19 protein-coding genes are annotated in these 24,176 nt (G+C 39.5%); 13 read left to right on the top strand and 6 right to left on the bottom strand.

Annotated features, from left to right (window positions below; translation table 11 throughout):
- Positions 1 to 340 precede the first annotated feature (340 nt).
- The 3 genes from ACSX1H_RS10540 (at position 341) to ACSX1H_RS10530 (ending at position 3,696) form a co-directional block, all read left to right on the top strand.
- A complete protein-coding gene (locus tag ACSX1H_RS10540; RefSeq protein ID WP_439183833.1) occupies positions 341 to 1,228 on the top strand; it encodes a hypothetical protein in 888 nt (295 codons plus the stop codon).
- A 127-nt stretch (positions 1,229 to 1,355) separates the two neighbouring features.
- Complete coding sequence (locus tag ACSX1H_RS10535) at positions 1,356 to 2,054, top strand: hypothetical protein (protein ID WP_439183832.1); 699 nt, start codon at positions 1,356 to 1,358, stop codon at positions 2,052 to 2,054.
- Between the two features lie 331 nt (positions 2,055 to 2,385).
- Positions 2,386 to 3,696, top strand: coding sequence for a DUF2254 domain-containing protein (locus ACSX1H_RS10530; RefSeq protein ID WP_439183831.1), 1,311 nt, complete (start codon positions 2,386 to 2,388; stop codon positions 3,694 to 3,696).
- A 518-nt stretch (positions 3,697 to 4,214) separates the two neighbouring features.
- Here the strand turns inward: ACSX1H_RS10530 and ACSX1H_RS10525 are convergent.
- From ACSX1H_RS10525 to ACSX1H_RS10510, 4 genes are all read right to left on the bottom strand, one after another.
- Positions 4,215 to 5,708: a glycoside hydrolase family 130 protein gene (locus ACSX1H_RS10525; protein WP_439183830.1), complete on the bottom strand. Its 1,494-nt coding sequence runs from the start codon at positions 5,706 to 5,708 to the stop codon at positions 4,215 to 4,217.
- Positions 5,709 to 5,720: 12 nt separating this feature from the next.
- Positions 5,721 to 6,734 (bottom strand): glycosyltransferase family 4 protein, encoded by a 1,014-nt coding sequence (locus ACSX1H_RS10520; protein ID WP_439183829.1) that lies wholly within the window; start codon positions 6,732 to 6,734, stop codon positions 5,721 to 5,723.
- Positions 6,735 to 6,885: 151 nt separating this feature from the next.
- Complete coding sequence (locus ACSX1H_RS10515; RefSeq protein WP_439183828.1) at positions 6,886 to 7,812, bottom strand: glycoside hydrolase family 130 protein; 927 nt, start codon at positions 7,810 to 7,812, stop codon at positions 6,886 to 6,888.
- A 48-nt stretch (positions 7,813 to 7,860) separates the two neighbouring features.
- On the bottom strand, positions 7,861 to 10,083 hold the full coding sequence (locus ACSX1H_RS10510; RefSeq protein ID WP_439183827.1) for a glycosyltransferase family 4 protein: 2,223 nt from the start codon (positions 10,081 to 10,083) through the stop codon (positions 7,861 to 7,863).
- Positions 10,084 to 10,632: 549 nt separating this feature from the next.
- Here ACSX1H_RS10510 and ACSX1H_RS10505 point away from each other — a divergent pair.
- From ACSX1H_RS10505 to ACSX1H_RS10495, 3 genes are all read left to right on the top strand, one after another.
- Positions 10,633 to 11,193: a helix-turn-helix domain-containing protein gene (locus ACSX1H_RS10505; RefSeq protein ID WP_439183826.1), complete on the top strand. Its 561-nt coding sequence runs from the start codon at positions 10,633 to 10,635 to the stop codon at positions 11,191 to 11,193.
- A gap of 194 nt (positions 11,194 to 11,387) precedes the next feature.
- Entirely contained in the window at positions 11,388 to 12,875 is a 1,488-nt protein-coding gene (locus ACSX1H_RS10500) for a B12-binding domain-containing radical SAM protein (RefSeq protein WP_439183825.1), read from the top strand.
- Positions 12,853 to 13,143 carry a cupin domain-containing protein gene (locus ACSX1H_RS10495; protein WP_439183824.1) on the top strand — a complete coding sequence of 97 codons (291 nt, stop codon included), beginning with the start codon at positions 12,853 to 12,855 and terminating at the stop codon, positions 13,141 to 13,143. Before ACSX1H_RS10500 ends, ACSX1H_RS10495 begins: the two co-directional genes overlap by 23 nt.
- Before the next feature lie 59 nt (positions 13,144 to 13,202).
- Here ACSX1H_RS10495 and ACSX1H_RS10490 read toward each other — a convergent pair whose 3' ends face one another.
- Entirely contained in the window at positions 13,203 to 13,676 is a 474-nt protein-coding gene (locus ACSX1H_RS10490; protein ID WP_439183823.1) for a universal stress protein, read from the bottom strand.
- A 153-nt stretch (positions 13,677 to 13,829) separates the two neighbouring features.
- Positions 13,830 to 13,988, bottom strand: a complete 159-nt coding sequence (locus tag ACSX1H_RS10485; protein WP_439183822.1) for a hypothetical protein — start codon at positions 13,986 to 13,988, stop codon at positions 13,830 to 13,832.
- Between the two features lie 1,070 nt (positions 13,989 to 15,058).
- Here ACSX1H_RS10485 and ACSX1H_RS10480 point away from each other — a divergent pair.
- From ACSX1H_RS10480 to bla, 7 genes are all read left to right on the top strand, one after another.
- Positions 15,059 to 16,102 (top strand): winged helix-turn-helix domain-containing protein, encoded by a 1,044-nt coding sequence (locus tag ACSX1H_RS10480; protein ID WP_439183821.1) that lies wholly within the window; start codon positions 15,059 to 15,061, stop codon positions 16,100 to 16,102.
- A gap of 53 nt (positions 16,103 to 16,155) precedes the next feature.
- Positions 16,156 to 17,691, top strand: a complete 1,536-nt coding sequence (locus tag ACSX1H_RS10475) for a LuxR C-terminal-related transcriptional regulator (RefSeq protein ID WP_439183820.1) — start codon at positions 16,156 to 16,158, stop codon at positions 17,689 to 17,691.
- A 141-nt stretch (positions 17,692 to 17,832) separates the two neighbouring features.
- Positions 17,833 to 18,084: a DUF8691 family protein gene (locus ACSX1H_RS10470; RefSeq protein WP_439183819.1), complete on the top strand. Its 252-nt coding sequence runs from the start codon at positions 17,833 to 17,835 to the stop codon at positions 18,082 to 18,084.
- Between the two features lie 21 nt (positions 18,085 to 18,105).
- Complete coding sequence (locus tag ACSX1H_RS10465) at positions 18,106 to 19,779, top strand: amidohydrolase family protein (RefSeq protein WP_439183818.1); 1,674 nt, start codon at positions 18,106 to 18,108, stop codon at positions 19,777 to 19,779.
- 68 nt (positions 19,780 to 19,847) lie between these two features.
- Positions 19,848 to 21,269 carry a DcaP family trimeric outer membrane transporter gene (locus ACSX1H_RS10460; RefSeq protein ID WP_439183817.1) on the top strand — a complete coding sequence of 474 codons (1,422 nt, stop codon included), beginning with the start codon at positions 19,848 to 19,850 and terminating at the stop codon, positions 21,267 to 21,269.
- Between the two features lie 60 nt (positions 21,270 to 21,329).
- Positions 21,330 to 22,997: a M81 family metallopeptidase gene (locus ACSX1H_RS10455; protein ID WP_439183816.1), complete on the top strand. Its 1,668-nt coding sequence runs from the start codon at positions 21,330 to 21,332 to the stop codon at positions 22,995 to 22,997.
- Positions 22,998 to 23,152: 155 nt separating this feature from the next.
- Positions 23,153 to 24,154: a class A beta-lactamase gene (gene bla, locus ACSX1H_RS10450; RefSeq protein ID WP_439183815.1), complete on the top strand. Its 1,002-nt coding sequence runs from the start codon at positions 23,153 to 23,155 to the stop codon at positions 24,152 to 24,154.
- Positions 24,155 to 24,176: the final 22 nt, after the last annotated feature.

The following is a 24,176-nucleotide window of genomic DNA, read 5'->3' as shown; positions in this document are numbered from 1 at the left end:
AATATCCTAAAACCAAAAGAAATACAGAATTAACACAGAAAAGAATAAAACACGGGTACTAACAAGCCGCAATAATGCATAGCAGGGCGCAGCTCACTTTGGGTGGGCAGATTCTCGCCTCGATTGTCTGTCCTGCCGGACGGACAATCAGCACCGTGAATCTGCTACTGCATCATGCGGCAGGCCGTTAGCAACAATTCCCCTTAAAAAACCTACAGTATTGACTTTAAGGCAAGGTACTCAATCCCTATTAGGTTTATTTATTTCGTTTACTTACATGCATTTTCTCAAGAGAATGTAATTTATGAAATTTGAGTTTAATCAGAACAAAAAACGTATAATGAAGAAAGTAAAATTATTTGGACTCCTCTTAATAACATTAGTTTTTAATGCTTGTGAGTTTAATAAATCCGTTAATAAAGATTTGACAACTGGAGCATATTCTAGAGGAGATGGAATCGGTTGCGATGAAATTAAAATTCAAATAAATGGAAAAATTGAAAATAGAAATAAATTTATTTATGGCGAAAAATTAAATATCATTTTTAACAATATATCAGGATTGACTAAAGAAAATGGAAATGTATTTCCTGGTCTTTCAATGTTCATAATAAAAAATAAAATAGATACAGTTTTGCAGCACCAAGACTTGTTATCTAAAATGGAAAATGGAATAGACTTATCTCCTTTACAACTTCAAGCAAATTTTATTACTGCATTAACAAATAAAAACAATGAGAAATACCAAGTCTATATCAAGATTTGGGATAAAAAGGGAAAAGGAACATTTCAATATGAATTGCCTTTTTCGGTAAAGAAGAGCGAACTTTTGAAAATAAATGCATCAAATATTGACTACACTAACATTTACCTTTGGGATAAAACTCAAAAAATGGTGGTTATTAATAAAGAAGTTAGTGTTAAAAGCACTTTAATGCTGATTTTAGAAGGACTAAATGGACTAGAAATAGTGGATAATAAGGTGTACCCTTCCCTCTCCATAAACATTACCGACCAGAAAGGAAATCAGATTTTATCCAATCCTAATATTTTAGAACAATACAAGAATGAGGGAGTTAACTATAGAGCATTTAAAAATGGACAAATACCAGTTACGATAACATTTACTTCTGGACAGATAAATAATCCATGTCAAATAAAGGCCTCTTTAACCGACTTAAATTCAGAAAGAAGGATAGACATAACTGGCGAATTAGAAATTAAATAAAGTTGCTTACAATGGGTGCTTGAGGAAAGACCGAATGCGGTGGATTTTTCATTTGATATGATGGAAAATATATTATTTATTTGCGGCCGAAAGAACCTTTATTATGTATGAATTAAATCATTAATTGATGACTCTAAAAAATTATTTTCCATTTTTCTTAATACAATTATTATTGTGTTTTTCAAGTATTGCGTTTGCTCAGGACGGAAATAACTCATTCAACCATGAATTGGCTGCTGAAGGATTAGAGGAGATACAGACGAAATTAAAAGCAGGTGAGTCATTCGAGCTAAGTCCAAAGTTATTCGAATATATTTATTCTAATAGCGCGACTTTTCCTCAGATACCAGAGGATGCAGTAATCGAAGAAAAGATTAAGATTTTTTCACCTGTATTTAATCAACTAACTTCTATTTTAAAATCTCTAGTCATTGAATCTCGTGATTCTGTTTCCATTGAACATGCAATGATTATGGCTACTTTAGGATATCAATCTGAAAAATTATTATCACTTTCTAATGATTATATGTCAACTCTAGATAAGAATGACCCCACTTATTCTATCAGAGTAAACGGTTTTAATCAAGCTCAAACAGGAATTCAAAATTATTTATTAGGATATGTATCAACAACTTTAGTAGAAAATAAATATGAAGGTGTTGATGCTATTCTCACTTCAAGCCTGATTGAATTTGCTCCCAAAATTATGGATGCGCTCCCAAAGGATAAGAGGAAGTCCACTATTAAGCTTATAAAAAAGTATGTTGGTAATAAAAATGACATTCGTTTAAAAGATAAATATGAAGAATTACTCAATGTGCTATAAGAAGTACTGTGGCTAAAAATATACGTAATGCGGGGTTGTTGGGTAAATTTGAAGTTTAAAGCTATAAATAAACAACGTAGCGATTTGAAAGGGAAGTACTTTGAAATGCCCAACACCACATACACCAACAGTTAACGAACATTCACCCTGTCCCACCCTTAGCTCGACTGACTTCCCAAGCTAACGAAGAGGTGGAAAGCAAATAAAAAAAGAAAAATGACTCAGAAAATAATTTTCTACTTAGCTCATCTTCCGTATATTATAAAACGTTAGTAATAATTAACCCAACTGTAAAATGAGATAAGGTTTGGATTAACAATTTCCCTCTGATATGAAAAAAATACTGTTTTTCTTTAACGAATTAAAAGCAACTTTTTGGTTCGTTCCCGTATTGATAATCTTAATCACAATCCTTTTTGCAATTGGGTTGGTATCTTTAGACGAAATAATCGAAATGTCACAAGATGGCTTAGGTCGCTTCTTTTTTGTGAATAGTGCAGATTCTGCCCGAATTATATTATCTACCATATCCGGGGCAATGATTGGAGTTGCAGGGACCGTTTTTTCGGTTACACTAGTGGCACTGACTTTAGCTTCTTCGCAATTTGGTTCAAGGTTGATTAAGAATTTTATGTATGTAAGGCTTAATCAGATTGTATTGGGTTCATATATTTCTACTTATCTATATTGTCTTTTTGTTTTAAATTCCATAAAGGAAAGCGATGGATACACCTTCGTACCGGCACTTTCCATTTTCTTAGCAATATTTGCAGCTTTTGTTAATATTATACTTCTCATTGTTTTTATCCATCAAATTGCTATCAGCATTCAGGCAGATAAAGTAATTTCTGATATTTCAGAGATTATTTCTAAACAAGTCAAAACCTTATTTCCCAAGAAAATGGGCGATGAATTGGATGATGAAAATGCCTTTTCTGTTGATACAATCAGGTCAAAATATACTATTACCAATACCCTGAAATCACCAAAAAGTGGATACCTCCAATATATTGACAGTGAATCGCTATTAAAGGTAGTCTGTTCATGTAATGGTTTAATTGAATTACATTTTAGGCCAGGAGACCATTTAGTAGAAGATATTGAAATTGGGAAATTATACGCAAACGACAAGTTAACAAAAGAACAGATCGAAAGCATCCTTCGTCAGTTCGTTATCGGAAAAACAAAGAATGCACAACAAGACCTTGAGTTCTCCATTCATCAAATGGTTGAAATTGCTGTGCGAGCACTCTCACCCGGGGTTAATGACCCTTATACTGCCATTGCTTGTATTGATAACTTAACCGCTACTATGTGTCATCTTTCGCAAATAAGCTTTCCTTCACAATACAGGATTGATGATGAAAAAAGATTAAGGGTAATTGCCAATACTTTGGACTTTGAAGGTGTTTTGGATGCGTCATTTAATCAAATTCGTCAATTTTCAGCCGGAAGTCCCGCTGTTATTATACGATTAATGGAAGCAATGATAACTATAAATGGGTTCGCTAAAAAAGAAAGTTACAAAAAGGCAGTTATTAAACATGCAAAAATGGTTTTAAATGTTGGAAAAGAATCTATAAAAGAAGAAAGTGACCTAAAAGATTTACTGGAGAAGTCGAAAAATATTGTGTCTGAATGAAACCCACTGGCTACAACAATGTATATGCAAAATAGCCGGTACAATAGTAAGTTAAAGGGTTAAAGCCCAATTCAGCTTTTTTGTAATTTGACAGGAATGAAGCCCGCAATCGGCTACTATTCTTATACTCTCCGTTGTGGCCTAAGTCAAATAGACTACTTGTGGTTTAAGCTAAATAAGAACTTCTTGAAGTGATATAAATAAGACGAAAAAAGCCAAACTAAAATCATGAACAATTTGACACCAACTTTGACGCCCTAAAAATACAAAAGCCTGCTAGTAAAAAAGTAACAGGCTTTTCTGTGATACAAAGGGAGTCTATATATTTCTATAATTTACTTATTTTAAGAACACTACAGAGTCACTTTAACCCAAGGTCTTTATATAGTCTCGTCTGATATTTTATCGTTTGCGCAAAAAGTAATAAGATTTTGAAAGTACATGGCTAAGTACGAACACTATTGATTCTTTAAAACGATTAATAGCGTTAAATAATGCCTTGTTTAGATATGAAACTATTATGCTTTATTGCTCATATACGTCATTGACTCCAGTAAATCATTTACATTGATGGTAGCAATACCGGTTGAAATATCCGACATGGCATAGGGAATAATTAATTGTTGATGAAATAATAGGCCGCCACAGGAATAGATTACATTGGGCACATAGCCTTCCCGCTCTGTTTTTGTTGGTGTTATCAGGGGTTCATCCAGTCGGGCTATCATTTTTGTGGGAGTATCCAAATCAAGTAATATCGCCCCAATGGCGTATTGACGCATGGCTCCAACGCCATGGGTGAGCACCAGCCATCCTTTATCAGTCTCAATAGGAGACCCACAATTACCAATCTGTATGAATTCCCAGGGTTTTGTTGGTTCCTGAATAACCTGGGATGATTGCCAGAAGTGCAAATGATCAGAAAACATGATGCGGTTGTTTTCGCCATCCTGCCGCGATAACATCACATACTTCCCATTGATCTTGCGCGGAAACAGAGCCATCCCTTTATTCTGAACAGCCTTTCCGTTCAAGGTCATCACTCTGAAGCGCAAAAAATCTCTGGTTTCTATTAACTGAGGTAGGATGCTGAACCCATTATATGCCGTATAAGTAGCATAGTAGGTCTGTTCACCATTGTCATCCTTAAACTGCACAAACCGGGCATCTTCAATTCCCCGGCTTTCGTTATCCGATGATGGAAAAATGACCCGTTCCGAGATGTTACTGGTTTCATCAAACTGAAGCGTATAATTGGAGTTGGCCACCCAGTAAATGATCTCAATAACTTTATCATTGCATACAAAATCAGGGTCTAAGTAAAGCACACCGATGCTGACCTTAAGCTCCTGATAAGAAAAGGTATCCGGAATCTGGTCAAATATGCGCATGCTGGTTTTGTTCCAGGCGTCCAAATCCTGCAGTTTCTTCCGAAACAGGTGCCTGTCGTAAGCTGAATTGTGGCACACAGAGGCTTGCTCGACATACCTGCTGGTTTCGTCAAATGAGAATAAACCATCTGCATTGATCACACCACTGCGAAAAACAATGGAGGAAATATGGCCTTCACCGGTGGCCCGCAAGCTCATAATAAACCTGAGGCAGCCATCAACCACATATTTCTGATCTGGATGGGCCACAATAGAAGGGTTAAATAAAGCGGCTGATTCAATGGAGTATTCCATGGTTAAATAGGCGCCAATAAGCATGCGGGTATTATGACGTAGCTGCACGGAAGCTGGAATATACTCCGAAACTTTATTAAAATGCTTAATCAATTGATGCTCCAGGTTTCTATGTCGGCTTTCAAAATCACGATACACTTTGTGTAATTCCCGCTCAACCTCATTATTAGTAAGGTTTAGCACCCTGTTGATGATATTGTCGATACGCGTTAGTTCACCTGGGATATGAGCGCGAGTAATCACACGTGAATCGTCTCCACGAATAATTATCTTTTGCCTTTTTACCAGCTCCGAAGCGTTTTTGTCCTCTATTTTAAATACTGTCATGATCTTGTGTATTTATTTATGACTCAGAATCTTTTGGTAAACATCTATATAGCCTTCAACCATTTTGTCCTGCGAGAAATTAGAACTAGCCCACTGCTTGCAGTCCCATCGATTGATGCTCGAAATCTTGTCAACGGCAGCAACGCCTTCATCGAGAGTATTCACCAAAAAACCGCTGTTACCATCAAGTATGATTTCGGGCATTGCCCCCCTGTTAAAAGCGATGACAGGCGTTCCGCAGAACATGGCTTCTACCACACTAAGTCCAAAAGGTTCATTGAAACTAATCGGATGTAACAGGGCAAATGCCTGCCCCAGTAACTCGTCCCGTTGCTTAGGGCCTGAATTACCAACATAAACAATGTCTTCATTATTGACATGAGGCTGGACAAAGCTGTTAAAATAGGCCTCATCCTGAACCAGGCCGGAGATAATAAGCTTGCGTTTTGTTCTCTTGGCTATCTGGATGGCCTCATAAGTGCCTTTTTCAGGATGTATTCTGCCAAAAAAGAGCAAGTAGTCATCGGGATTGGCATTGAAGGTAAAATCAAGCGGATTAATACCATTGTAAACTGTGGCGATATACCTAAGTTCAGGACTTCGATCAGCGTAGCTAATCGAAACATAAAAATTATGATCGTTGTACCGCTTAAAAACCGGTATAATCTTGGCCGTTGAAAAACCATGAATGGTCGTAACCATGGGTGTATTGATGAGCCTGGAATAGCTCAGCGGCAGGAAGTCGAAATGGTTATGGATGAGATCAAAATCACCGGCCTGCTCCATTAAATAACTGATGTGAAGACATTCCCATACCTTTGGCGCTATCGAATCATCTTCGGCATAAGCGGTAGGTGAGATTGATTGCAATTTACCGCTGGTGCATGAGTTACCGGTTGCAAATAAGGTCACATCCAGCCCTTTGGCAACCAAGCCTTCGGTGATGTTTGAAGCAACCTGTTCCCATGGGCCATATTTTAAGGGAGGTGTTCTCCAGGCTATTGGTGATAATATGGCTATTTTCATGGCTGTACACTTTAAATTTCGGAGGCATCATCGATTTAAATAGTTACTATTCTAGTCCTTAGAGTGCTATTGCAATTCAAAAAATAAACTTTACTATTTGCCAATTATCACCATCTACGAAACTTGACATCAAAGCTATGCGTCTATTGGCTTATAAAGCTTGTCTGAGATTATTGAGACAATGGTCAACCAAATCGTCAATGAGGGCTGTTCCCACACACATCACCTTATCAGCACCACCCCAATATAGTTTTAATGTCCCATCGGGTTCAGGTATGGCACCACAGGTGAAAACAACATTGTGCACATAGCCTGTTATCTCATACTCTTCTTCGGGCTGCAGAATCCATTCATCGCCAACGGCAATAATAACTGACGGATCTTCAAGTTTGTGCAAAGCAACGCCTAAGCGGTAAACACATCCGTCCATGGTTGGAAATACGCCATGGTATATGTTTAGCCACCCACGGGATGTTTTGATGGGACTGGCTCCCGGCCCTATTTTCATTTCATCCCAATGGTATTGCATTGGACGCATAATAATTTCGGATTGACCCCAATGAATTAAGTCAGGTGAATAGGATATCCAGATGGACCAGGGTGATATTTCAGAGTGCGGACGATCTAAGCGGGCATAAAGGTTATTGAACTTTTCGGGGAAGATAACCACGTTCCGATAGTCGGCTTCGGTTATTAGAGCAATGCGCTGGATATGATCAAAGTCTTTAGTTTTGGCCAGTCCAATCCTAACTCCATATTGGGAGTAGGCACTGTAAGTAATCAAATATTCTCCCTCTATTTTTACAATGCGCGGATCCTCAATGCCATAAGCTTCGTACTTTTTAAATGGTTCCTCCAGAGAGGGCACCATAAACGGCTGCTTCTCAACCACGAAGTTAAAACCATCATCACTCACGGCTTTTCCCAATATGCTGCGCCCATTCAACTTGTGGGATCTGAAAATCATGATGTAGGTATTCTCATGTTTAACCATGCCGGCATTATGCACTGTTGCAACAGGATAGGGCACATCATCTTTCTGAAGAATCGGATTACCAGAATATCGTTTTATTAACATGTTTAATAATTTAAAAGGTAATAGTATGGCTTGCAGCCACTATTAACATCACTTAACGCTGTAAAAATCTTCATGTGCTTTTAGCACCGTTAAATGTGAAATGAGGTAGGCCAAAGTGCTTTCGGCACCTTGGTTTCGATTGATTCCGTCGCGCTCTAATCCGTCGCAACACCCATGGGTTTCAAAATCATACAGTCGCATTCGCAAATCATTTTCGCCAAGAAACCACATGAAAGAGGTGAATAATTTGCTTAGGTATTCTTTGTTTTTGGTTAGGCTATAGGCCTGATGAAACATCAGAATCATGGCCAAGGCATCAACCGGTTGCTGGCTAAACATAGCTTTGCTACCGTCTTTGTTAAACCATCCATCATTGCCTATCAGAGAAAGGTAGCCATCACTCAGTGTGTGTCGAACTAAAAAGTTCATCGACGAAAAAGCAACACTCCTGATGCGTTCATCGTTAAGTCTTTCAGCCGCATGCAAAAGGGCAAGAGGAAGCATGGCATTATCATAGGTTAATGATTCTTCAAACCAACTCCAGTCAGCAGACTTGTTGTTGTCATAGTGAGCAACTAACTTATAAGCCAGTCTTCTTAATACGGCCACCATACTGTCGTTATCAGGCGAGTTGCTTAAATAATGGCTTATGCCTATTATAGTGTTGGCAATGCTTCGGATCGATTTCAGTTCTTCAAAAACAGGTACTGCTTTAAAAAACAAGGAGTAACTAACCTGGTAATAGGAATCATTGGGTGCATTAGCCATCAAGTAGCCAAGAGCCCAAATGGTTCGGCCAAATGAATCTTCTGAACCCACATTGTCTATATAATTGCGATTAAAACTCAGTAAGTTTCTAAAGGAACCGTCCTCGTTTTGCATGTAATGGATATAGCTCAGATATACATGACACAAATTCAGTGCTTTTTTGCTTTTCTTCTGGGTATAGGTCATGAGTGCCATTAGAAGTGCCCTGGCATTATCATCGAGGCAATAGCCATGTTTCAAATTCGGTATGCCATATTTAGCATGCTGAATAATCCCGGTATCATCTGTTAAACGTTTAATATGCTTTAGTGAAAATGCAGGTACCATCAACAAATCAAACGGCTGCTCACTGGCATCGTCTTCTTTAATACATTCATGAATAACCTGAACCAGCAATTTACTGTACTTGACACCGGTTATTGGCCAGGTAATTTCCTTACCATACTCACCTGCATTTTTTCTCAGGGCGTTCAGTTCCTCTGGGTGCTCTAATAAATTATTTAAGATGTCGCCCAGCTGTTCTGAATTGCCAAAATCAAACAAAAGCCCCCGGTTATTGGCCAGCAGCTCAACCGCGTGCCAGTAGGGCGTAGAAATAACACCCGATCCAACACCAACAGCATACGATAGGGTTCCGCTGGTTATCTGCGCCTCGTTATTGTAAGGAGTAATATAAATATCCGATGCATACAGGTACATAAATAGCTCATCCTGACTCATATACTTATGGGGAATAACCACATGATTCTCCAACCCTAAAGTTTTAACCAATTGCCTCAGGTAGATAAGATACTCCTCACCTGAATAGCGCAGCACATTGGGGTGAGTCTTGCCCAATACAAAGTAAACACTATCGGGATGCCGTTCAATTACCTTTGGCAATGCTTTAATGGCTACATCAATGCCCTTGTTACGGCCCAGGAAACCAAAGGTGAGTATAATATTTTTATCCTGAAGCTTTAAGGCACTTTTCGCCTTAAAATGGTTGAGTTTATATTCCGGCACACCATGTTCAATCAATTCAATTTTGTCTTTAGGCACATCATAAATACTAACCAGAAAATCAATTGCTTTTTGAGTCATGACAACTATTTTGCATGCCTTTTTACATATCTCCTGAAGGATTAACTTCTCACTGTAAGAGGGCGTATTGAGAATGGTGTGAAGCGTTACGATAAGTGGTATTTTCAGGCGGTGTATCAATGGAAGAATATACACACCATTCTTGCCGCCAAATATACCAAACTCATGCTGCAAAATGCAGATATCGGTTCCACTGTGGTTGATGAATTTTGCGGCATCAATGTAATCACGCTGGTAATCCTGACGGATAACCTGTTCCACTTCATTCGGATACGAAAGCAATTTATCTGAACTGTTTAAAGCGATAATGCTAACATGATTATCGCGGTTTGCCTTAATGATAGACTCATAAAGGTGGTGGGTAAATGTGCCGATGCCACATTCTCTTGGGGGATAGGTTCCTATTATCGCTGCTTTCATAATCTCACTCTTATTATTATCATTCATTTATCAATTAGCTACAACAACTAATTGTTACTACATGAGGTTATGGAAGTGCATTTCGAAGTATAACAAGTTAGTGAAATAATAATGGAATAGATATAGAAAGAACATCTTTTGCAGACTTTATTAAAACCGGCAAGCCGTCTTCTCTTCTTCTGTATGAAAAAACCTGTTTAGACTAATACAATGTCACAAACTAAAAATTTTTCAACCGGATATTGGCTTCACTTATGGCTGTAAGGTGCATAAAACTGCTTTATAAAGATTCGAAATATCCTTAACTTTATTAGGCTGTAATAATGCTTCAATATCTTGTTTAAAAGGAGCATGAAGTGACGGTGTGTAAAGATGAAAACTCAAGAGGTTTCTGGTGTTCTGCTGATGATTGGATGTATTTGAGAACTCCACCTGACCTATATAAAGCAAAATTCAATCTGGTATAATCAGTTAATAAACAATCTCTTACAAGAAAGAAACAACTAAGATGGCGAGTTGCATGTAGTACTTGAAGCAAATTAGAATCGTATGAAAGTTCACATCAAAAATATGGTATGTATTCGTTGCCAGATGGTGGTAAAAAGTGAGCTGGATAAACTCGGATTGGAATATACAGATGTAACAATAGGCGAAGCCAACATTATTGGTCCAGTACCTGACGAAACATTAAAAAAGCTGGATGCCGCATTAAGAAAAGCAGGGCTGCAGCTCATGAGCAATAAGAAAAGTATCCTCGTTGAAAAGATTACCAATGCAATTATTGAATTGGTGCACTATACCGAAGAACAAATAAAAGTGAACCTGTCAGACTACCTGAGTGAAAAGCTGTGCTACGACTATACCTATCTGTCCAATCTGTTTTCGGAAGTAAAAGGCACCACCATCGAAAAGTTTTACCTGAAACATAAAATTGAGAAAGTCAAAGAGCTGATTGTCTATGATGAGCTAAACCTTTCTGAAATTGCGTACAAAATGCACTACAGCAGTGTTGCACACTTGTCCAACCAATTTAAAAAGATGACCGGCCTGACGCCTTCTCACTTTAAAATGCTTAAAAATAAAAGACGCGACACACTCGAAAATGTGTGAATTTTGTAAAATTTATCAAGAAAAATGTAAGGCCATTTTTTACTGTTTCGACGAAATTTGCACCAATACCATTGTAGCAAATTGGCAAATACCCGGCCTGGTTGCAAACACTAAATCTGTCTGGGGAAAAACACATTGGGGAATGGAGATCTTAAGCCATAATGCGGGCTTAACGAATTTGAAAAAACGTAATAATGAACATATTACTCATCTATCCGCTGTATCCCGACTCCTTCTGGAGTTTTAAACATGCGCTTAAATTTATTTCCAAAAAAGCGGCGGTACCTCCCCTTGGCCTCATAACGGTATCGGCTATGCTGCCAGAGAAATGGAATAAAAAACTGGTTGATTTAAATGTTAGTGAACTGGAAGCTAAGGACATTGTGTGGGCCGACTATGTTTTTATTAGTGCCATGCATATTCAAAAGCAATCGGTCAGTAATATTATTTCGGAGTGCGTAAAACTGGGAACGAAAATAGTGGCCGGCGGTCCGCTCTTTACCCAGGAGCATCAAAACTATCCACAGATTGACCATTTTGTTTTAAATGAAGCAGAAATCACCTTGCCCCTATTTCTGGCTGATTTAGCAAATGGCCATCCCGCCAAAATTTACAAAACGGATCAGTTTGCCGATTTATCCCTTACTCCAATGCCTCATTATCACCTGTTGCAGATGAAAAAGTATGTTTTTATGAACTTACAGGTATCCCGCGGATGCCCATTTTCATGCGACTTTTGCGAAATCACCTCCCTTTTAGGGCATAAGGTAAGAATGAAAAATACCCGCCAGATTCTGCATGAACTAAAAGAATTATACCATTTAGGCTGGCGTGGACCTGTTTTAATTGTGGATGATAATTTTATTGGTAACAAACACGAAATAAAAAACCGCTTGCTTCCTTCAATGAGACAATGGATGCAACAGCACAATTACCCCTTTGTGTTCAATATTCAGAGTTCGATTAATATTGCCGATGACCATGAGCTTATGTCATTAATGGTTGAAACGGGCATAACCTCCACCTTCATCGGCATTGAAACACCCGATGAAACATCGCTTCAGACCTGCAATAAAGTTCAAAATAAGGGCAGAAACTTATTGCAATCTATTAAGGTCATTCAAAATACAGGATTAACCGTTTCGGGCGGCTTTATTGTGGGCTTTGACAGTGATACGCCCAGTGTCTTTCAGCGGCAGATTGACTTTATACAAAAAAGCGGCATTGTTTCAGCTATGGTGGGACTGCTAAATGCTCCTAAGCATACGAAACTATATAAACGCCTGGAAGCCGAACAACGCTTAACAAAGGAAACCTCAGGGAACAATACCGATTTATCAATGAACTTTATCCCAAGAATGGATTACAATCAATTAATGGAAGGCTATAAAAAGATAATCGCAGCCATTTATACTACCAAGCCATACTATAAGCGAGTACGTCAGTTATTTTTAAATTATAATCACACCTACAAACAACATCAGCGAATCAACTTGTCGCTGGTTGTTGCCTTTCTTAAATCCATGTATATCATTGGCATTATTAAAAAAGGCCGTATCGAATTTTGGAAACTGTTGTTCTGGACCTTATTTAAAAAGCCTGCCCTATTGACCGAAGCCATTACTTTTGCTGTTTATGGCTATCATTTTAGAACGGTGTATGGCCTCAGTTCGAGTGAGTAAAACCATCATTAAAAAAACGACAGGCAATGTGAGTATGTTGGCCATTGACACAGGTGAAGCACTTGCTGAAAAAATCTCACCTTTTGACACCTTTATACAGGTTATTGAAGGCCAGGCAGAGGTGGTCATTGACCATCACGCTAATTTCCTTAAAACAGGCGACGGCATCATCATACCGGCCCATACATCCCATCATGTAAAAGCCAACGAACGGTTTAAAATGATTTCTACCGTTATTAAGAGTGGTTATGAAGATTTAGCCATTTGAAAGAATCAATGACCAGAATATTAACTGCCTGACAAAGAGATAAAAGATTCAGCAAACAATCAATCAAAGTTTTTATTGGTTGGTATTACAAGCACCGGAATGGTTGAGCTAAGCATTACTTTTTGGGTAACGCTGCCAATGGTGGTGTTTTCAAACCACTTACGACTGTGAGAACCTATAACTATTAAATCGGCTTTTAATTGATTGACCGTTTTTATCAATGAATCAGCACATGTTCCATTGACTACCAGAATTTCTATATTCTTGTCTGCAAGATGTAACATCGCTTTTTTCAGAAATTCTTGCGAAATCGCATCCGGGTCTATTGCATCAGAAGGAATAGAACCCGCATCTTTTTGGTGACCTGAGAAGCCTATAACAACAACCTGACCAAGGGAACTGTAATAATCTGCATCAGCTTTTACATGTACTAAAGTAACCTTAGCTTCTAAAGCTTTTGCTATGGCATAGCCTTCCTCAGCCACCTTTTGGGCGCTGGGATCAAAGTCGAGTGCAATAATAACCCGTTTCATCAGATGGTTGTTTAACATTAAATAATCTGCAGCAATCTATAGCCAACACGAATAGTTGTACAATCAATAGGTTCGTTAAAGCCAGATAAAAGATCCCTTTAAGGAACCCTCATCACTAACTTTAATGACCATTCGCTTAGGTTTACTACCTGATTAATCTGTCAGTTGGTTATTGAAAATAATCCTAATAAAGATGACTAATCCTGCAAATACTAATAACCAGTGTACTGCTCCTGAAGAATGAAATCCAAAAAAGATAATTCCCCAAATGATTATCAAAAGTCCTGCTATAACATACAATAAATTTTTCATGACATTCTTTTTAAAAGGTTTATAAATGAACCAAAGCCCACTGGTGCTGTGATGGATTCATTCAAATAATCTGTGTAATCTGATTAACGCGTGCCTAACATCTCTAGATTCACTAACACCAATTGGTTTTGTCATATCCTTAAGTCTCACCAGCCCATATTGAAGCCATCACCGCCAGAGGAACCTTTTAATATTAGTAATCAATCATAGCTCATGAGTATTTATCTTGTATACCATGGGGCAAAACGCATTGAAATAGTCCTTAATTATTGTCTGGTTTTTCCGGCCTACAATACGCACGAGTAACAAGTTACAACACAACTGTATCGCCTGCCTTACATAACTATAGAAATATGTTACATGATTCACACATTGAAGGTATTCACCAGTGTATAATCCTTACTTTAAATCATTTAATGCTAGAATGAAGAAATCTCGAAGACAATGCCAGCGGTGCAAGGAATGTGAAGTTTTCCTTTTCAGGTTATGCAAAATTCATGCGTAGACCCGGAAATAGGAACGGGTCCATCAAGATTATTTAATTCCAATATTCCTAAAAATACCATAGGTCACAGAAAGGCATTAGGCTATTCGCATTAATTTAACCTTAAAACAATCAGATATTTAATCAGGATTCTTTAAATTTATACAAATTACGACATATCAAATATGGTAGAATCATGTTTTCTTGGGAAAAAGGATAAAAAACTTCGGGACGAAAATAGCTTACCTCAACGCCAAATGGTCTATGGTTTAGATATTGATACACCTCTTTATAGTAAAATAGAGAGAGGAGACAGACGAGCTAAAAAAGAACAGTGGATAACCTGTTGATTGGGAATAGACGGGCAATTTGGATTACTTGTAATGAAGAAATAAATAACTTACAGTTTTTTTGAGCTATATTGTATATGCTTTTGCGGAGGCTGATATTAACACTTTTCATATACAAAACTACTATTATGTCAAAATTAAAATTGGTGAAGCTTTTTTTAAATAAGTCAATGCACCAGTGTTATTGTGAATATAAAAAATAATTGACTCTACCTAACCTATAGATAAATCACTTAATGCTGCATACCAAACTAAATAAACCACAAATTTCGAATGATCTTCTTTTAAGGTCACAACTGATTAGAAAGCTGGAAGATAACAGTCATTTACCACTTATTTTAGTGTCGGCACCTGCTGGTTATGGTAAGAGCATCCTTATTAGCCAATGGCTTGAACAGCATGAAACAAAATACGGTTGGTTATCCCTAAATCAGGCAATGAGTGATTCATCTTTGTTCCTGACTTATTTCATCGAAAGCCTTGAAAGATGCAGTGCAATAGATTGGGATGACCTAAAAGATTTAGCTCAACAATACCACTTTCTTGAATGGGATACAATAATAGATTTAATTATTAATAAAATTAACACTCTTAACAAATACGCCCGACTGATTTTAGATGACTATCACTTAATCCGGAATCAGGAAATCCATCAGTTAATTGACGCTATTATTAAGGAAAATATCAATTATTTTCAGCTAGTTATCATTACCCGTCATGATCCGCCACTTCAATTCCGCCAATTGCGACTCTATCAAAGGATACTGGAGCTCAGGATGTACGACCTCAGATTTGATAAAAATGAAATTAATGAGCTCCTAAAAATGAAGCCCACTGTTTATTTCAGTCAAGAGGAAGTCAACGAACTTTTGTTCCGAGCTGAGGGCTGGATACTGGGCATAAGGATGATGCTGATGGCAAGGCCTGTTCCAAAAACAGAGGGTAAAAAGGTATCTTTCGATTATCTGACAAATGATTTGGATATTCTCATCGATCACATTGGTGATAATTTTAGCCCCGAGTTTTTCAGACAGATACAACTCTGCTCACTCTGCGAACAATTCAACAAAGAGCTTCTAGACTCAATCTTCAGCTTTTCTTTCAACGAATCAGGTGGCGCAAATAATTTCCTCGCACAATTAATCGATTCAAACCTTTTTCTCATTCCTACCGGAGATGAGTTTAGCTGGTTTCGGTTCCATCATTTATTTGGAGATGTTTTAAAAAGGCGATTGAAAATAAAAGAACCAAACTCATCAATCCACTTTACATTCATATAAGTTCGTGGTTTGCAGGCAAGGGTCTTATTGATGAAGCAATTCATTATTTGATCATGGCTCAAGATTACAATAGGGCTGCCAATCTGATTATAGAGCATACTACCTCAAAATTTGAGTCAGGCGAATGGTGGGTTGTCAAAAGATGGTTAGAAAATATTCCTGAGGAAATACGAATGAGCAATGTAGATTTGTTATTAATAGAATTATATTTCTGCCAGGAAACTTATGAAGTTAAGGAATTTTCTTTTTTATTGGATACGCTTGAGGCCGTTGGTGTTAAAAACTCTAGCATAAAGAACCAATCTCTTTACCTATATCATTTGGGCTACTATTTAACCTATATTAGGCCCAACCCTGAAAAAGCTTTAGAATGCCTGGAACAATCCAAAGCTATATATCATGACGAAACAGGTATGTTTGGCGGACGCAGAGAATTAATAACCGCAAACACAAGACAAATGTTGGGGAGGTCAACTTTGGCTTTAAAACTTCTTGATGATCATGATAAAAACTTTCAGTACGGTTCTGTTATGCATATGCGCTCATTGCATGCCAGGATATATGTTCATTTACAATCTGGAAATTTTAAAGAATCAGAGGTTGAATCTGAAAAATTCCACTTTATCGCCAGGAAGGGTGAATTGAAAATTATGAGAGCGTGGAGTTTGTATTTGCTTGGCAATAGTGCATTTCAGACAGCTAATTTGGACCTGGCGTCTCAATCACTTAGAGAGGTTATAAGCTATGACAAAGTATTCAATTATCGGGTCTATTTTGATGCTTTGGCAGGATTAGCTTTGTTGCATTCGCTAAAGGGGGATACCAAAGAAGCTGATTCAATGCAGCTTACAATGGAACAGGTATCTGAAAAATTTAAAAATCCAAAGTTTCAATCCTATGCACGCTCTGTAAAAGCAAGAATTAATCTACATAAAGGATTGGGAAAAATGGAGTTAGAATGGGCTCAAATGGATTGGACTAAGCAATCTAATGACCCGTATTTGTTCCTGATAGATGTCCCAAACTTAACTAAAATCCGTATCATGGTATGCCATGGATCAGTCTTGCAAGTCGAGGAAGCACTAAACATACTTGCTGAAGTGGGAGTCTTTCTGGATGGCATTCACAACAGATATCATGTTTTAGATATCCAGCTTCTGAAGGCAATAGCGCTATTGCGGATTGGAAGAAAAGAAGATGCTAAAGAGTCGCTTAATAAAGCTATAACACTTGCTGAACAGAACGATAATATCCGACCAATTATTGAAGCATACCGGATTATGCCATCTTTGTTCCATCTGGTCAATCAATCCCCGAATTCTCGCAGGCTCTTGTCCAGAATAGGTTTAGACACTTCACATTCTGACCTCCCCCCTATCTCACATTCTAATTTTTATGAGTTATCCTTTCGCGAGCAGCAAGTAATCCGGCTAATTGCAGCTGGTCTGCGAAATAAGGAAATTGCTGATGAGCTAAACATCTCTGCCGTTACTGTAAAAAGTCATCTTACCAACATCTATCGCAAACTCGATGTTCCCAATCGAACTTCCATGCTCAATAAAGTAAAGAGTATGGCAATATTATCGTAACAATCATACCTTTTTGCGACTTTTAGACGATGCATTGCCCCTTTGTGTTGTCGTAACTTGTGCTGCGTTAAAGTATTATTAAAGATGCCATGTCTAGCTTCTCAAAAAACTAATTAATGGCGTTGTAAACTGTCTTGTAACATGAGTGAGGAAATGTTTGCTCAAGAAAAAACCATATCTGATGATGCAGCCATTTATCAGATCAGATTAAAGGGTAAGATCACTACTACTCTGATACAAATGACTGATGACATGCAAGTTCGGCAGGAGACCGACTCTGAAACCATTAGCCTTATCGGCTGGTTGCCAGATCAATCGGCGTTAATGGGGCTATTAAATACCTTACATGATATTCGCTTTACGATCAAATCAGTTCAAATAATCAATCAATAGATATCAACTAAACTTTATACCATGAAAAGAACAATTTTCATCTTATTTATTTTAGCTCTAGTTCATATGAGCTGTCATCAAACGGCTACCCAAAAAGCTGCCGATCCGAATCAGGAGTTTGATGTGGTTATCTTAAATGGCCGGGTAATGGATCCCGAAACCAATTTTGATGGGGTTCGGAATGTAGGTATTAAAGATGGTAAAATTGCCATTATCACTGAAGGGGAAATCAAAGGTAAAGAAACCATAGATGCTACCGGACATGTTGTTGCTCCCGGATTTATCGACGAACACCAGCACTGTCTTGAGCCTTATATGTACCGCCTTATGCTTCGCGATGGTCGTACTACCATTATGGATTTGGAAGTTGGAGCCTATGGGCCCAAATTAGATGAGTGGTATAAACGCCGTGAAGGGAAGGCTCCTGTAAATTATGGTGTGGCCGTTGCACATGAGTTGGCACGTGCAGCTGTACTCGATGGTTTCAATGAGTGGGAATACTTCTATACAATGGATGCTTTAAAATCCCGTGTAAAACAAGGTTGGTCGAAAACAAGACCAAACCTGGAGCAAGGGAACGAAATTTTAGCACAAATGGATGAAGGTTTGCGTCAGGGAGGTATTGGCATTGGTTCAACGGTTGGCTATATGCGCGAGGGTGTGTCAACACGTGAAATTTATGAATTGCAAAAATTGGCGGGCTTATATGGCCGTCAAATAGGTATGCATTTTAGAGGAACTCCGGGTAACGATGTGGCCGAGGTAAATGGTATACAGGAAATGTTGGCCAATGCGGCTGCCCTGGGTGCACCAGCTATTGCCATCCATTTCAATAATCCCGGATACAATTTGGTACACGAATTATTGGTTAAAATGCGTGAACGCGGCTACAATGTATGGGGCGAAATATATCCTTATGCGGCCGGTTCTACCGCTTTAAATGCCGTTTTTCTTGAGCCCGATGTTTGGGTAAAATCTTTAGGCAACAAATACGAAGAAACCTTGCAAGATGTGGCCACAGGAGAATGGTACACAGAGAAAAGCCGTGAGGAAATGTTGAAAAAAGAACCCACAAGAGCTGTTTTAGTCTATAAAATGCCTGTGGAAGCCATTGTTGACTGGCTAAAAATGCCGGGTGTGGCCATTGGTAGCGATGGCATGCCTTTAATTCCTGATACGGGTCTGACCAGAAATACACCTTTTGAAGACATGCCGAATGTTCACCCTCGTACTTGCGGCGCATTTGCTAAAACATTGCGTTTAGGACAAGACAATAACATTCCATTAATGCAATTGGTTTCTATGACCAGTTACAATAGCGCCAAACCATTAGGCGACATGGGTTTAAAAGCCATGCAGGTGCGTGGTCGTATGCAGGAAGGTATGGTGGCTGACATCACCATCTTCAGTCCTGAGAATGTAAAAGACAATGCAACCTATGCGAAGGGAACCGCTCCATCGTCCGGGATTCCTTACGTTTTAGTGAATGGAGTTATTGTTGTAAAAGATTCTGAATGCATGCCCGATACTGTTAATCCGGGGCAAGCTATCCGTTTTGAGCCTCTGGCAGAGAGTAAACTTGTGCCTTTGAATATTGATAGTTGGCAAAAAGAATTTTATACTGTTCCTGAGGACTTTGGCGGAGCAGGCTTAAAGTGCTGTGACCTTACTGATACAGAAGGACATAAGCACTAATATCACTGCTTTATTACACAGTTATACACAGAAACAGCCATAATATCTCAAATAAAAACAAAATGATTATGAGACTAGTCTCCCCCTTAAAAATTAATAGCCAACAAATATCCCATTTAAGTATTGTGAGCCTGTTATTCATGCTGTTTTTTTTACCCGTTACAGTGCTCTCTCAAGAAGCCGATTCCCTTAGAAAAGAAAATCAACTTCTCAAAGAGCGACTAAACCGGATGGATGAACTGGAAATGCGAATTGCAGAACTGGAGGGAGACAAGCAAAAGCTGCAGAAAAAACTAGCGCCCGAACAGCCAGGCGACACTACTGCTTCACAAATGGTGGACATTCCTAAATCTGAATTAAGAGAATCACACCAGTTATTAACCGGTAGTGAACTGGTGGAAGATAATTTTCCGGCTTCGTGGCCTATGTTTGGCTCAGAATACCGCATGAAAATTGGCGGAAGGGTTAAATTGGACATGCTGTATGACATTAATGGTTCAGGCGACCGGTACAATTTTTTAATGTCGCAAATACCGGTGGAGGGATCACCTGAAGATGCCAACCGTGGTTACTTTAATATGTTCGCTCGCGAATCAAGGATTAACTTCGACATGCGGCGTACAACTCCAGGCAAAGTCCCCTTGAATATTTTTATTGAAGGGGATTTCTGGTCAAGTGCCGGTAGCTCATACTATCGCTTAAGACATGCCTACATTGTTGCCGGTAATTTCATTTTCGGCCAAACATGGACAACAACGTCTATTATGGAGTCGATCCCCAATTTAATTGATTTTGCCGCCGGTGATGCTTTATATGGTGGAAGAGCAACTCAAATAAAGTACCAGAACCGTATTAACGATAAATGGAAGTGGGCACTGGGATTAGAGATGATGGATTATATAGGCATAGATAATGCCTTTAACCACCCAGGCAGCTCAAGCCTCGGCCTGCCTGCTTTAGCTGGTCGAGTTGACTACAGCTGGAAAACAGGAATGGTTGCACTGGGTGTTAACCTGGCACAAATGCGCTGGGATGGCGGAGATAGTCTTTACACTACAGCCACGCAGCTTGCTGCTGTAATTGGAGGACGCCAGTATATCGGTAAAGACTATTTTACCTTTAATGTGGCGCTAGGCATGGGTTCCGGAGATAATATCATGGCCCTTACCGGCAGTAATTCTAATGCGATCCTTACTCCTGACGGCGAGCTTGAAACCATGCCTGCCGCCGCAATTGTACTTGGTTATGTCCATAAATGGAACGACAGATTTATTACGAATGCATCCTTGGCTTATACTGCACTCGATCCGTCAGTATACCGCGCTCCTGAATCGATGAAAGCAGCAGCTATTGCGCACATTAATCTTATCTATCAGGCAACCGCACGTTTTTATACTGGCATCGAATATATGTGGGGCGAACGCAGAAATAAAAACAGTGATTTTGGCCGTGCAAATCGCTTACAGGCCATGGTAAAATTTGATTTCTAGTGTCGTAATTATTTAACAAGAGCTATAAAAAAAGCATTTTTTTGATTTAAATCAAACCTTATGAAAAGAAGAAAACTTATTACACTAGCTGTTTTTGTAGCTCTTGCTGCAGCAGCAGTATCTTTGCTGTCCTTCAACATTGGAAAAGGAGAACAAATGAAAAATTCCAAAAAATTAAGAGTCTCCTATGTTGGTTTTTTCCATGAAACCAACACCTACCTCACCGAAGGAATGGGCGAAACCACGCTCGACCGAATGCGCACATTCCGGGGCGATCAGATCAGGAATCAGTTGAAAGGGACAGCCATTGGCGGGGCTGTGGATGTGTGCGAAGAAAAAGGCTGGGAGCTGCTCCCGGGTGTTTTGTACTATATAGACTGGTGCTTTAGCACGGTGAATGATCAGGCCTGGAAAGATGCCAAAAAGGAGATCCTGGACACACTGAAATCACAGTTACCTATTGACATCGTCTACCTTGGTGTTCACGGTGCCGGTATGGTGAACAGCACACACGATCTTGAAGGAGACTTAGCAGAGTCGATCAGAGAAATAGTCGGAAAGGAGACCATGATCGTCTGGAGTGGCGACCTGCATGGCAAGATCACAGAGAAAATGAAGGACAATATGAATTTCTTCAGTGCCTGCAAAGAGTATCCTCATATGGATATGAATGCATGCGCACGTGATGCGATGTATCGTGGCGCTGCAATCCTGGCAGGAGAATCGCATCCTACCCCCGCCTATCGCAAAGTGCCACTGATGATGGGGATGAGTAATACCGAAGAGAAGGGCACCTTTGCAAATCGACTGAAAGAAAAGTGCATTGAAATAGAAAAGCGGCCCGGTGTTATCAACTGCTCTGCTATGCATGGTTTCCCATACCAGGACAGCGACTTTTGTGGCGTGTTCCCGATGGTCACTACCGAAAATAACTCCAAACTGGCGAACGAACTGGTGGACGAACTGGCACAGTGGATATGGGATCACCGGAAAGAGTCCATCCTACCATTGGAAACTTTGGACAAAACTATGAGTACTGTGCTGGCCACACTCGAGAAGGACGGTCACTATGTACGTAAACAGCCAACAAAAGGCGATATCATCGACCATACACCCATCGTGATAGGAGACGCTGCGGATAATCCCGGTGGCGGAGCCGGAGGTGGTAGCACCCACCTGCTGAAGGCTCTTATGGAGACCAAAGGCCTGGGAAAAGTCACTTTCATGTCTATACACGATCCGGAAACCGCAAAGGCAGCAGCCGCTGCCGGTGTCGGAGCAACCATCGATGTGAGCCTCGGTGGCAAATTTGAGAAATTGGCGGGCGAACCGATCAAGACCAAAGCCTATGTCAAGTCCATTTCGGATGGGAATGAGGTTGTTCGTGGAGGGACCGCTTTCAACGGCCCATTCCAGCTTGGCCCTACCGTTAGGTTGGTCATCGAAGCGGAGAATACGGTGGATGTCATCGTTATTTCCGGCCTATGCCAGACCTATGATGATACGCAGGGACGGCCGCATGGCATCATCATCCAGGAATATGACGTTATAGGTGTTAAAAGCGGAATGCACTTTCGTGCATTCTATAAAAACTTCACCGACAAAATACTGATCGCTGATGTTCCCGGAACCACCAGTCGCGATATTACCCTCTTCGAGCATACCCAGCTAACATATCCTATTTACCCTCTAGACGAAAACGCGACTTTTAGTATTAACAATAAGTGAAAATCTACAAAAACACTTTACTCTTGAATACTTATAAGGTTCGTTATGCTTCGAACCTTGTAAGTATTAAAAAGAGGAATGGAAATCCTGACGAAATAGATAGTCAGGCACTCGAATAAGATAAACTCAATTATTAAGGTTTAAAATTAAACAGTATGAAAAATAATTTTGCACCATTTTTAATGGCAGTTTTCTCAACATTTGTTGCAATTCAACCAACATTTGCTCAAAAACAAAATGCTGAAGCTATTTCCAAGAAGATTGAAAAAATTTCAGAGGGGCTGGTTGGCCGCATTGGTGTGGCCGCACAGGAAATTGGCTCTAAGGAGATGATCACAGTAAACGGCGATGAAGCATTTGTAATGGCAAGCACCTATAAAGTGGCCATTGCTGTCGCTTTGCTGGACCGTGTTGATAAAGGTGAACTTAAACTTACCGATTTAATTGATGTTGAACAAGAAACCATGGTTACAGGTGACGAGGCGATCGCAGTGAACTTCGTGCACCCTGGCATTAAGTTATCTGTAGCCAATTTAATTGAACCCATGATAACCTTAAGTGACAATACCGCGACGGACGCCTGTCTAAAACTAGCGGGTGGTCCGGAAGCGGTAACGAAAATGATGCAAAGTATTGGAATAAAAGGTCTACGAGTCGATCGGTATACCAGCGAAATTTTAAGGGACTTCTATGGTTTACACGATAAGGCTTATGCATCCGTACTTGCAGAGGCCTTAGCCAAAGATCCAACACTAGCGGCAAAGCAACCACTTCGAAACCTTAAGTTCGAACAAGAAGACCCACGTGATCAGTGCTCACCAAATGCCATGCTGCAATTGCTTTTGGCTATCGACAGCGGAAAGGCCTTGAGTAAGAACAGCCGCGAATTTCTGCTTGCTACCATGTCGCGCACTCGTACAGGTAATGGAAGGCTAAAAGGTCTTTTACCAAGGCGAACCCCGGTTGCCCATAAAACAGGAACGATTGGTGGTGTTGCTAATGACGTGGGGTATGTAACGCTACCCGACGGCCGACGTTTTGCCATCGTGGTATTCACCAAAAGCAGTACAACCTCGGAAGCTGATCGTGATCGGGCCATTGCTGAAGTTACCCGGACTTTATACGACTTTTACTATTTAAAATCACAAAACAAATAGGCTTAATCGGGCCTATCCATTG

The organism is Carboxylicivirga taeanensis (genome assembly GCF_051851475.1).
Lineage (GTDB): Bacteria > Bacteroidota > Bacteroidia > Bacteroidales > Marinilabiliaceae > Carboxylicivirga > Carboxylicivirga taeanensis.
The sequence above is the reverse complement of the archived record's forward strand: the minus strand, read 5'-3'. Positions and strand labels throughout refer to the sequence as shown.